This window comes from Roseovarius lutimaris, from assembly GCF_900115165.1.
Taxonomy (GTDB): Bacteria; Pseudomonadota; Alphaproteobacteria; order Rhodobacterales; family Rhodobacteraceae; genus Roseovarius; species Roseovarius lutimaris.
The window spans coordinates 1-11,465 of the sequence record NZ_FOVP01000015.1 but is presented as its reverse complement, the minus strand read 5'-3'; the positions used below and the strand labels follow the sequence as shown (position 1 = coordinate 11,465).

Annotated in this window: 12 protein-coding genes; 9 read left to right on the top strand and 3 right to left on the bottom strand. The window is 60.9% G+C overall.

Annotated features, from left to right (window positions below; all coding sequences use genetic code 11):
• Positions 1-61 precede the first annotated feature (61 nt).
• Positions 62-361, top strand: a complete 300-nt coding sequence (locus BMZ91_RS13485) for an HNH endonuclease (protein WP_092839865.1) — start codon at positions 62-64, stop codon at positions 359-361.
• A gap of 78 nt (positions 362-439) precedes the next feature.
• Here the strand turns inward: BMZ91_RS13485 and BMZ91_RS13480 are convergent, their stop codons facing one another.
• Together BMZ91_RS13480 and BMZ91_RS13475 are read right to left on the bottom strand one after the other, a co-directional pair.
• Positions 440-1,072 carry an enoyl-CoA hydratase/isomerase family protein gene (locus BMZ91_RS13480; RefSeq protein ID WP_092839861.1) on the bottom strand — a complete coding sequence of 211 codons (633 nt, stop codon included), beginning with the start codon at positions 1,070-1,072 and terminating at the stop codon, positions 440-442.
• The gene (locus tag BMZ91_RS13475) at positions 1,069-1,818 is read right to left on the bottom strand and encodes an SDR family oxidoreductase (RefSeq protein ID WP_092840131.1); all 750 of its coding nucleotides are present in this window, start codon (positions 1,816-1,818) and stop codon (positions 1,069-1,071) included. Before BMZ91_RS13475 ends, BMZ91_RS13480 begins: the two co-directional genes overlap by 4 nt.
• 128 nt (positions 1,819-1,946) lie before the next feature.
• Between BMZ91_RS13475 and BMZ91_RS13470 the strand changes: the two genes are divergently transcribed.
• The 4 genes from BMZ91_RS13470 to BMZ91_RS13455 all read left to right on the top strand — a co-directional run bounded on the left by BMZ91_RS13470 (position 1,947) and on the right by BMZ91_RS13455 (position 6,714).
• Positions 1,947-3,473 (top strand): DUF2125 domain-containing protein, encoded by a 1,527-nt coding sequence (locus tag BMZ91_RS13470; protein WP_092839858.1) that lies wholly within the window; start codon positions 1,947-1,949, stop codon positions 3,471-3,473.
• A gap of 118 nt (positions 3,474-3,591) precedes the next feature.
• Entirely contained in the window at positions 3,592-4,938 is a 1,347-nt protein-coding gene (locus BMZ91_RS13465; RefSeq protein WP_092839855.1) for a TldD/PmbA family protein, read from the top strand.
• Positions 4,925-5,704, top strand: a complete 780-nt coding sequence (locus tag BMZ91_RS13460; protein ID WP_092839852.1) for an inositol monophosphatase family protein — start codon at positions 4,925-4,927, stop codon at positions 5,702-5,704. Before BMZ91_RS13465 ends, BMZ91_RS13460 begins: the two co-directional genes overlap by 14 nt.
• 89 nt (positions 5,705-5,793) lie before the next feature.
• On the top strand, positions 5,794-6,714 hold the full coding sequence (locus tag BMZ91_RS13455; RefSeq protein ID WP_092840128.1) for a DMT family transporter: 921 nt from the start codon (positions 5,794-5,796) through the stop codon (positions 6,712-6,714).
• Here BMZ91_RS13455 and BMZ91_RS13450 read toward each other — a convergent pair.
• Complete coding sequence (locus BMZ91_RS13450; protein WP_092839849.1) at positions 6,653-7,471, bottom strand: glycosyltransferase; 819 nt, start codon at positions 7,469-7,471, stop codon at positions 6,653-6,655. The genes BMZ91_RS13455 and BMZ91_RS13450 overlap by 62 nt on opposite strands.
• Positions 7,472-7,813: 342 nt before the next feature.
• Here BMZ91_RS13450 and rpsL point away from each other — a divergent pair, with 342 nt between their 5' ends.
• From rpsL to BMZ91_RS13430, 4 genes are all read left to right on the top strand, one after another.
• Positions 7,814-8,185, top strand: coding sequence for a 30S ribosomal protein S12 (rpsL, locus tag BMZ91_RS13445; RefSeq protein ID WP_008281863.1), 372 nt, complete (start codon positions 7,814-7,816; stop codon positions 8,183-8,185).
• A 12-nt stretch (positions 8,186-8,197) separates the two neighbouring features.
• Positions 8,198-8,668 carry a 30S ribosomal protein S7 gene (gene rpsG, locus BMZ91_RS13440; protein WP_092839846.1) on the top strand — a complete coding sequence of 157 codons (471 nt, stop codon included), beginning with the start codon at positions 8,198-8,200 and terminating at the stop codon, positions 8,666-8,668.
• A gap of 19 nt (positions 8,669-8,687) precedes the next feature.
• Positions 8,688-10,805, top strand: a complete 2,118-nt coding sequence (gene fusA, locus BMZ91_RS13435) for an elongation factor G (RefSeq protein ID WP_092839843.1) — start codon at positions 8,688-8,690, stop codon at positions 10,803-10,805.
• Positions 10,806-10,889: 84 nt separating this feature from the next.
• Positions 10,890-11,465, top strand: a 576-nt coding sequence (locus tag BMZ91_RS13430; protein WP_143076351.1) for a GTP-binding protein, incomplete at its 3' end; no start/stop codon positions are given.

The window sequence follows — 11,465 nt, the reverse complement described above, 5'->3', positions numbered from 1 at the left end:
CTCTTGTCTTTCGCGCCCTGCGCGCCATCCTCTTGCCCGCAGTGGATGAAAGGATCAAGTCATAGCGTCAGAATTACCAATCTGCCCGCTTTGTGACCGTGCCATTCCGCCGGGCGCGCGGCAAAGTCTGCACCACCTTGTGCCGAAACTTAAGGGCGGCAAGGGCGGCGCGACCGTTTTATTGCATCAGATTTGCCACAATGAGATACACGCAACCCTGACCGAGGCCGAATTGGCGCGCGACTATAGCACGATCGCCGCGTTGCGCGTGCAGCCGCGCCTGGCAAAATTCATCGCCTGGGTCGCAAAACGCCCGCCCGATTTCCACTCGAAAACACCGGGCGGTCGGCGCAAGCGCTAGCCACGCAGAGCCCAGAAAATTTAAAGAATTTTCTGGAACATTTTCTTTTCAAAAGAAAATGGCCGTCAGCCCGCAATGTCAGTGCATGCCGGGACAAAGGTGTTTGATCGCGGCTGCATGACCGGGGCTTGCGGCCAGCGCATCCCTCGCCAGCTCATGCGCCGTCCCGATCAGGGTGTCGCGTGGCACCACCCGGTCGAACAGGCCCCAGCCAAGCGCCTCATCGGTTTTTATCTTCGCCCCCGCCAGCAGAATCATGCGCGCCCGCGCAGGCCCGATCAGCGCGGCAAGGCGCGCGGGATCACTGGGTTGCGGCAAAAAGCCAAGCTTCATCACCGGATAAAAGGCGCCTGCGCCCTCAACCGCAATACGAATATCACAAGCCAGAACCATGCCCAGAGCGCCACCCGCAACCGTGCCATTGAGCGCGGCGATGCTCAGCCCTGGCAGATTGGCAATCGCGCCGGACAGGCGTTCCCATTCCGGGCTGGTGGCAAGACCGGCGCGCGCCGCGTCAAGATCGGCGCCGGCGGAAAACACCTTGCCCGCGCCGGTCAGCACAAAAACCCGCGCCTCTTGCGCGGCCTCGGCAATATCGGCCAGCTTTGCCAGCATCGGCTCGGTCAGGGCATTGGCCTTGTCGGGTCGGTTGAGAGTAGCTGTCCAGAGCCCGCCATCGCGCGTCAGCGTGACACGCTCAGAGCCGCTCATGTCAGGCCAACGCGCTTGCGGATATCCGCATCGCGCAGCGAGATTTCCTGGCCGATGAACTCATCCGCGGCCGCCGAGCACATCCACAAAAGCGCCTCTGCGGGCCATTCCGGGGGGATGTGGTCGGACCAGTCAAGCTGACTGACGGCATTTATGCCGCTTTTCTTGATCTCGCGCTGCATGTCGGTGGCCACCGTGCCCGGCGAAAGGCCCATGACACGAATACCGTGATCGCGATTTTCCAGGTCGCCGCTTCGGGTCAGCATCGCCGCCCCCGCCTTGGAGGCGCAATAGGCGCTCCAGCCGTCAAGCGCGTTGTGGGCGGCGCCGGAACTTATGGTGATGATCGTGCCCGAGCCTTGCGCCTGCATGCCGGGCAGCGCCGCACGCATGCCGTTGAACACGCCCTTGAGATTCACGTCAATCGCATGGCCCCAGGCCTCGGGATCGGCGGTGCCGAGCGAGGAAATCGGATCAATCACCCCGGCATTGCCGATCAACACGTCAAGCCGTCCAAAGGCGGTGTGGCAGGCCGCGACCGCCGCCTCGACCTCCCAATAGCGGCTGACGTCGCAGGGGAGGGCGATGGCGCGCTCGCCTATTTCACCTGCAAGCTCTGCCACCGCATCGCCGTTGCGCGCGGCAAGCGCCACATTGGCCCCGGCGGCGGCGAAAACCCGCGCAGTCGCGGCGCCTATTCCCTTGCTGGCGCCGGTGATCAGAACGCATTTGCCCTGCATGGTCATGGTCATCCCCTCTTTTGTCTGCACCCAACTTAATCCCTGCCCTGCCCAAGTTCCAGCCAGATCGCCACTTGACCCGACCGGCGCGACAGCCGAAGCTATGGCCGAATTCGAATTTGAAAGGTGTCATCATGGTCGCTCTCCGCTCCCTCATCGCTTCGGCGACGCTGGTTTCTTTTGCGTTTACCGGCACGGCGGCCTTGGCCGATGTGACGGCTGATCAGGTCTGGCAGGACTGGAAGGCCTATCTTGCCACCTTCGGGTATGAGGTGAGCGGCGACGAGCAACAGTCGGGAAATACCCTTGCCATCAGCAATATCGCGATGACAGTGAGTGTGCCCGACACATCCGGATTTGCCACCCTGCGCATGAGCCGGATGGACCTGACCGAGAACGACGATGGCACCGTGTCGATCATCCTGCCCGATACCACCCCGATTGCCCTTGTGACCGAGGTCGAGCCGGGCAAGACCACGACCGCCACGATGGAATTTGGGCAAAGCGAACTGGATATGACGGTCTCGGGCACGCCGGATGCGATGCAATATGATTACGCCGCTGATGCGATCTCGCTTGTTCTGAACGCTTTGGATGTCGATGGCGAAACGATTGATATTGGCGCGGCGAACATCACCCTCGCCAATATCAAAGGCAGCAGCACAAGCCTTGACGCAGGCGAGACCCGCGATGTCCGCCAGAAAATGACGGCGGGCCCTGTGACCTATGAACTGGATTTTACCGACCCGACCGAGGGTGGGCATCTGGCGCTCACCGGATCATTTGCCAATACCGCGTTTGACAGCGAGGTCAGCCTGCCGCCAGAGATCGACAACACCGACATTGCCGCAAGCCTGGATGCCGGGTTTCGCTTTGACAGCGGCATGACCTATCAGGATGCCGGCGCCGCCTATCGGATCGAGGGCGATGGCGACACGCTTGAGGGAACCACCGCCTCGGCAAGTGGCTCAATCAGCTCCGCCATTGGCGTCGATGGCCTTGAGTATGAGGCCGAGGGGCGCGATATCAGCGTCGCCCTCACCGGTAGCGACCTGCCGTTCCCGGTGACCTTTGGCATGGCGCGCAGCGGCGTTCGCATGCAAATGCCGGTGTCTCAGGGCGAAGAGGCACAGGATTTTGCCTTTGCGATGGAACTTGGCGATTTCACCCTGTCCGACACGATCTGGTCGGTGTTTGATCCGGCGGGCCAATTGCCGCGCGATCCGGCGACGATTGCCTTTGATCTGAGCGGTAAGGGGCGGCTGTTTGTCGATCTTCTGAATGCCGAGCAGATGGAAGACCTTGGCGCCAGCGGCGATACGCCCGGCGAGCTTCAGTCGCTCAACCTCAATAGTCTGGTTGTCGCGGCGGCGGGGGCCATTCTGACCGGCGATGGCGCGGTCACATTTGACAATTCCGACCTGACAAGCTTTGGCGGTGTGCCGGCCCCCGAAGGGGCGGTTGATCTCAAGCTGGTGGGCGGTAATGGGCTTTTGGACCGGCTGATCGCCATGGGCTTTGTGCCTCAGGAACAGGCGATGACCGTGCGCATGATGGTGGGGATGTTTGCCGTTGCCGGCGAGGGGGAGGATACGCTCACCTCGCGGATTGAAGTCAATGAACAGGGCCATGTTATGGCCAATGGTCAGCGGCTGAGGTAATCACGCCAGCCTTGCAGGGGGATCGGGCCGCAAGCACCGCTTGCGGCCTTTTCGCAGGCCCGACCCTTGCGCGACCCTGCGGCGCGGTCTACCTCTGAGCCGCAACAAGGAGAGCGTCATGTCTGAACCCCTCAACGATCTGACCCAGGCCCTGATTGAGGCCGCCCTCAAGGCCGGTGCCGGGGCGGCGGATGCCATCGCGGTTCGGGGCAGCTCGGTCACCATCGACATGCGTGGCGGCACCCTTGAACAGGCCGAGCGCGCCGAAGGGGTCGAGATTGGGTTGCGGGTGTTGATCGGCGGGCGACAGGCCAATGTTTCGGCCTCTGATACCCGCCCCGAAACCCTTGCCACCCTGGCAGAGCGGGCCGTTGCCATGGCGCATGAGGCGCCCGCAGACCCCAATGTCGGGCTGGCCGATCCCGATCAGCTTGCGCGCAGGTGGGACATAGCGGCGCTGGAGTTGTGTGACCCGGCGGACGAACCCGCCCCCGATGCCCTTGCGCAGATGGCGCAAGAGGCCGAGGCGGCGGCGCTTGGCGTGAGTGGCGTGACACAGGTGCAATCGGCCAGTGCCGCCTATAGCGGGCGGACGGTGCATATCTCGGCCAGCAACGGGTTTTCCGGCGGCTATGCGCGCACCGATACCGGCCTGTCCTGTGTGGCGATTGCGGGCACCGGCGCCGGGATGGAGCGCGATTATGATGGCGACAGCCGGATCTTCGCCAGTGATCTGCGCCCGACCTCCGGTATTGGCAGGATCGCAGGCGAGCGCGCGGTAGAGCGCCTTGGCGCGCGCAAGCCGCCCACGGGCAGCTTTCCGGTGCTGTTTGACGAACGCGTGTCGGGCACTCTGATCGGTCACCTTCTGGCGGCGGTCAATGGCGCGTCGGTGGCGCGCGGCTCGTCCTGGCTGCGCGACAAAATGGGCGAGGTTGTCCTGCCCGAGGGTCTGTCGATCATCGAGGATCCGCATCGCCCCCGCATCGGCGGCTCGCGTCCGTTTGATGCCGAGGGCCTGCCGACACGCGCCCGCAGCATTGTGGAAAATGGCGTACTCATGGGCTGGACGCTTGATCTGGCGAATGCCCGCAAGCTTGGTATGCAGTCCACCGGAAACGCGGTGCGCGGCACGTCCGCGCCGCCCTCGCCGGGGACGTGGAACATCGCGCTGACGCAAGGGCCGCATAGCCGCGACGATCTTATCGCGCAGATGGGCACCGGGCTTTTGGTGACCTCGATGATCGGCTCCACGATCAACGCCAATACCGGCGATTATTCACGCGGCGCGGCGGGGTTCTGGGTGGAAAACGGCGAAATCACCTATGCGGTGAACGAATGCACCATCGCAGGAAGCCTGCCCGAGATGCTAAAGGCGATCATCCCCGCCAATGACGCGCGCGCCCATCTAAGCCGCGTCGTGCCCTCAATTCTGGTCGAGGGGCTGACGCTTGCCGGCACCTGATCTGAGCCTGTTGATCGAGGCCGCCCAAGAGGCGGGGCGCATCGCGACGCACCATGCCAAAGGGCCGATTGATCCCTGGGAAAAGCCGGATGGCACCGGGCCGGTGACCAAGGCCGATCTGGCGGTGAACGCGATGCTGGCCGAGAGCCTGCGCGCGGCGCGGCCCGATTATGGCTGGCTCTCCGAGGAAAGCGAGGACACCGCCGCGCGGCTTGGCCATGATCGGGTATTCATCATTGACCCGATTGACGGAACCCGAAGCTTTATCGAGGGCTCCGAGACCTGGGCGCATGCGCTTGCGGTGGCCGAAAAAGGCGTGGTGGTGGCCGCCGTGATCTATCTGCCGCTGCGCGACAAGCTTTATTCCGCGGCTGCGGGGCAGGGGGCTTTTCTCAATGGTGAGCCGATCCGCGCGGGCGCGCGGGCCGATCTTGCCGGGGCCTCTATCTTGGCGACCAAAGCCAATTTCACCGCAGAAAACTGGCTTGGCGGCATCGTGCCAGACCTCAAGCGCGCCCATCGCCCGTCGCTGGCCTATCGCCTTAGCCTTGTGGCCGAGGGCAAGTATGATGCGATGATGACCCTGCGACCCAGTTGGGAATGGGACATCGCCGCTGGTGATCTTATCCTGCGCGAGGCGGGCGCGCAGACCTCTGACCGCAAGGCGGGGCCGCTTATCTTCAACAACCCGGTGCCGCAGGTGAATGGTGTGGTCGCCGCCAACCCGGCGCTCCACCTTGCGTTGCACAGCGCCCTGGCCAAATAGGCGCGCCCGCCCGGTCATTTGGATTTCTGCTTGCATCGCGCCCTGATCCGGGTCCAATGCGCCGACAGGTGACTGGAAAACAGGCAGAAATGACCCGCTCGGACAATCTTACAGGCGCGTTGCTGATGATGGCGTCGATGGCGGCCTTCACGTTCAACGACGCGTTGATCAAAATGCTTGCCGGGGAAATCCCGCTATTTCAGGTGATGTTCATGCGCGGCGTGCTCACCACCATCGCGGTGGCGATTATCGCCTGGCGCATGGGGGTTCTGGGGCGGCCTTTGCCGCGTGCGGATTGGGGGCCGGTGTTTTTCCGCATGGTGGGCGAAATCGGCTCGGCCTATTTCTTTGTCACCGCGCTTTTCAACATGCCGATCGCCAATATAAGCGCGATCATGCAGGCGTTGCCGCTGACCATCACGCTTGCGGCGGCCCTGTTCTTTCGCGAGCCGGTGGGCTGGCGGCGGATGCTGGCGATTGCCGTGGGGTTTGTCGGGGTGATGCTGATCGTGCGGCCCGGCACCGAGGGCTTCAATGTCTATTCGCTTTACGGTCTGGCGGCGGTGGCCTTTGTCACCCTGCGCGATATGGCCACCCGGCGCCTGTCGCGCGAGGTGCCGTCGATGACGGTAACGCTGATCACCTCGGTTTTCATCATGACCTTCTTTGGCCTAGCCAGCCTGTCCGACCCCTGGGCGCCGGTCGATGCCCGCGCCGCGCTTTTGACCGGCGGGGCGGCCTTTATGATCGTCGGGGGGTATCTCTTTTCGATCATGGTGATGCGGGTGGGCGAGGTCGGTTTTATCGCACCGTTCCGCTATACAAGCCTGATCTGGGCGCTTGCGCTTGGCTGGCTGGTGTTTGGCGACTGGCCGCAGACCATTACTCTGATCGGCGCAGGGATCGTGGTGACAAGCGGGGTTTTCACCCTTTACCGCGAAATGCAGGTCAGTCGACGCGCGCGGGCGGCGCAGAAAAGACAGCTTTCACTTGGTCCTCGTCCACGTTGAACTGTGCCTTGAAAAGGGCGCGTTCCTTGTCTGTGAGCGGATGCAACGGGCCGGTCTTGTAATTGGCGGCGGAATCATTGTCGTCATGCTTTGAGCGCAGATACATGTAAGGTGTCGGATTGATCACCGTGGGCATGCTGTGATGCAGCTTGTGATGGGCGAAATTCATTACCGTACGCGGATCGCTTGCGCGAAACAGAACCGCCAGCCCGCAGGCCCAGAACGGGGTCAGCACGTCTTCGGCCATGATCCCCTGATCAGAGAGCTGCACCGAATAGCCGTGATTGAACTCTATCGCCATATAGCGCCATTTCCGGCGCATCGCGGCGCTTTGCTTGACGAACCAGCGCAGGCTGCGGACAAAGTTGACGCCGACCGCATCATCGTCATCAAGCCGGAACTGGATTGATTCGGTCTTGTCGTCGCCCAGCTCTTCCTTGATCGCAAGTTGCATCGCAAGACGGTGGCGCATCGGCACGCTTTCCACGATCTTGACTTGCTCAATCCCCGAGGTCAGATCATAAAGCCGGTCGCGGTAAGGTTTCGGAAGACTTTCGCCGATCAGCACCAGAAAGGTGAAATCCTTGCGCTTCTGGCCGGCAATCGACGGCAGGGTCAGGGTTTCGAAGTGGCGAAACCGCAATTCCATACGCTCCGGCGCATATAAATAGGCCTCACGATCCTCGATCGTGTCATGCATCCGCTTGAATCCGCCAAGGGCAGGATAGGAAAACCGGCAAATTCCGATCACTCGCATCGCAAATCGCTCCAGATGGCGGCCCTTGTTGTCCGCTCTCGTGTCGGATACATCGCACCGAGAGGGCTTTGGTGCAAGCGCGGTTCGGGCTGTTGACAAGCTCTGCGACTCCCCATATACGCGCCCCATCCCGGCACTGGGGGTCGCCCCGTCGCCGATATCAGAACTGAAGTGGTCAAGATCCGGGCCTGTGCCCCGATCCTCTGGAAACCCACCGCGTCGGACCCAATTTTACCGGGTGCGATTGCGGTCTTTGCGTATTGCGGACGCGCGATATGTATTTGATTAACCGCACGTGCGAGCGTGCAGACACATGTGTTGAGAGACGGGGAAAGAACCGGAATGCCAACGATCCAACAGCTGATCCGCAAGCCGCGGCAGCCAAAAGTCAGAACCACAAAGTCACAGCACCTGCAGGGTTGCCCGCAGAAACGTGGCGTTTGTACACGCGTCTACACCACGACGCCGAAGAAACCGAACTCGGCCATGCGGAAGGTTGCCAAAGTGCGCCTGACCAATGGCTTCGAGGTCATTTCCTATATTCCCGGTGAGAGCCACAACCTTCAGGAGCACTCTGTTGTCCTGATCCGTGGCGGCCGTGTAAAAGACCTTCCCGGTGTGCGTTACCACATCCTGCGCGGTGTTCTGGATACTCAGGGCGTCAAGGATCGTAAACAGCGCCGTTCCAAATACGGCGCCAAGCGTCCGAAATAAGAGGATTAAAAGATGTCACGCCGTCACGCAGCAGAAAAACGCGAAGTTCTGCCCGACGCCAAATATGGCGATCGGGTTCTGACAAAGTTCATGAATAACCTGATGATCGACGGCAAGAAATCTGCCGCCGAGAAAATTGTCTACAACGCCCTCAATCGCGTCGAAGACAAGATCAAGCGCGCCCCCGTCGAAGTGTTCCACGAAGCACTTGAAAACATCCAGCCCTCGGTCGAAGTCCGTTCGCGCCGTGTGGGCGGTGCCACCTACCAGGTGCCGGTCGAAGTGCGTCCCGAGCGTCGGGAAGCTCTGGCGATCCGCTGGTTGATCAACGCCTCGCGCAGCCGCAACGAGCACACGATGGAAGAGCGTCTTGCCGGCGAATTGCTGGATGCCGTTCAGAGCCGTGGTTCGGCTGTTAAAAAGCGCGAAGACACCCATAAGATGGCCGAGGCGAACAAAGCCTTCAGCCATTACCGCTGGTAAACCCTAGAGGCAATTCATCATGGCACGCGATTATCCGCTCGACCGCTATCGCAACTTCGGCATCATGGCCCATATCGACGCAGGAAAAACAACCTGCTCGGAACGGATCCTGTTTTACACCGGCAAATCCCACAACCTTGGTGAGGTGCACGATGGTGCGGCCACCATGGACTGGATGGAGCAGGAGCAGGAGCGCGGGATCACGATCACCTCGGCGGCGACCACCACATTCTGGGAACGTACCGAGACCGGCACCGAGCCCGATTCCGAAAAGCACCGTCTGAACATCATCGACACCCCCGGTCACGTCGACTTCACCATCGAAGTCGAGCGTTCGCTGGCTGTGCTTGATGGCGCTGTCTGTGTTCTTGACGCCAACGCCGGTGTCGAGCCGCAGACCGAAACCGTCTGGCGTCAAGCCGACCGTTACAAAGTTCCGCGCATTGTTTTCGTAAACAAGATGGACAAGATCGGCGCAGACTTCTTCAACTGTGTGCACATGATCGAAAGCCGCACCGGCGCGATCGCCTGCCCGATCCAGATCCCGATCGGTGCCGAGAACGAGCTTGAAGGCATCGTTGACCTCGTCACTATGACGGAATGGGTCTGGGAAGGTGAAGATCTTGGCGCAAGCTGGGTTAAGAAGCCGATCCGCGACAGCCTGAAAGATCAGGCTGACGAATGGCGTGCCAAGCTGATCGAGAACGCGGTCGAACAAGACGACGTCGCGATGGAAGCCTACCTTGAAGGCGAAGAGCCCGATCTGCCGACTCTTCGCAAGCTGATCCGCAAGGGTACGCTGTCGCTGAGCTTTGTGCCGGTTCTGGCTGGCTCTGCGTTCAAGAACAAAGGTGTACAGCCGCTTCTGAACGCCGTGATTGATTACCTTCCCAGCCCGCTGGACGTTGTCGATTACATGGGCTTTGCGCCTGACGATGAAACCGAGACACGCGACATCCCGCGCCGCGCGGATGACACCATGCCGTTCTCGGGCCTGGCGTTCAAGATCATGAACGACCCCTTTGTCGGCACCTTGACCTTCACCCGGATCTATTCCGGTGTGATGAAAAAGGGTGACACGCTTCTGAACGCCACCAAAGGCAAGAAAGAGCGCATCGGTCGTATGATGATGATGCACTCCAACAACCGTGAAGAGATCGAAGAAGCCTTTGCCGGCGACATCATCGCACTTGCGGGCCTGAAGGACACAACCACCGGGGACACGCTTTGCGATCCCAAAGAGCCGGTTGTTCTGGAAACCATGACCTTCCCCGACCCGGTTATCGAAATCGCGGTCGAGCCGAAGACCAAGGGCGACCAGGAAAAAATGTCTGCCGGTCTGGCACGTCTTGCCGCAGAAGATCCGTCCTTCCGTGTTGAGACCGACCTTGAGTCCGGTCAGACCATCATGAAGGGCATGGGCGAACTTCACCTCGATATTCTGGTGGATCGTCTGCGCCGTGAATTCAAAGTCGACGCCAATATCGGTGCGCCTCAGGTGGCCTATCGCGAAACCATCGGTCACGAGGTCGAGCATACCTACACCCACAAGAAACAGTCGGGTGGTTCGGGTCAGTTCGCCGAGGTCAAGATGATCATTTCGCCAACAGAACCGGGCGAAGGCTTCTCGTTCGAGAGCCGTATCGTCGGCGGCGCCGTGCCCAAGGAATACATTCCGGGCGTTGAAAAAGGTATCCGTTCGGTGATGGACAGTGGCCCGCTGGCCGGCTTCCCGGTCATCGACTTCAAGGTCGCCCTGATCGACGGCAAGTTCCACGATGTTGACTCCAGCGTCATGGCCTTCGAAATCGCCGGTCGCATGGGCATGCGGGAAGGTCTGCGCAAGGCAGGGGCCAAGCTGCTTGAGCCGATCATGAAGGTCGAGGTTGTGACACCGGAAGAATACACCGGTAACGTCATCGGCGATCTGACATCGCGTCGTGGTCAGGTGTCTGGCCAGGAACAACGCGGCAATGCGATCGCGATTGATGCGAAGGTTCCGCTGGCCAACATGTTTGGCTATATCAACACGCTGCGCTCGATGTCTTCGGGGCGTGCCCAGTTTACGATGCAATTCTCGCATTATGACCCGGTCCCGCACAACATCTCGGAAGAAATCCAGTCGAAATACGCATAACTGCGGTGGGCCACTGGCCCACCCTACCATCCCCCGTAGGGTGCGTGAGGTCACGCACCGCACACGACAATCAAGGAGGCCACCATGGCTAAGGCAAAGTTTGACCGCTCAAAACCGCACGTAAACATCGGCACCATTGGTCACGTTGACCACGGCAAGACGACGTTGACGGCGGCGATCACCAAGTATTTCGGCGATTTCCGCGCCTATGACCAGATCGACGGCGCGCCCGAAGAAAAGGCCCGCGGGATCACCATTTCGACGGCGCACGTCGAATATGAGACCGAGAACCGTCACTATGCGCACGTCGATTGCCCCGGCCACGCCGACTATGTGAAGAACATGATCACCGGTGCGGCGCAGATGGACGGCGCGATTCTGGTTGTGAACGCGGCCGATGGCCCGATGCCCCAGACCCGCGAGCACATCCTGCTGGGTCGTCAGGTCGGCATCCCCTATATGGTCGTCTACATGAACAAGGTCGACCAGGTCGATGACGAGGAACTTCTGGAACTGGTGGAAATGGAAATCCGCGAGCTTCTGTCGTCGTATGATTACCCCGGCGACGACATTCCGGTCATCAAGGGCTCGGCCCTGGCCGCGATGGAAGGCCGTGACGAAGCGATCGGCGAAAATTCGATCCGCGAACTGATGGCGGCC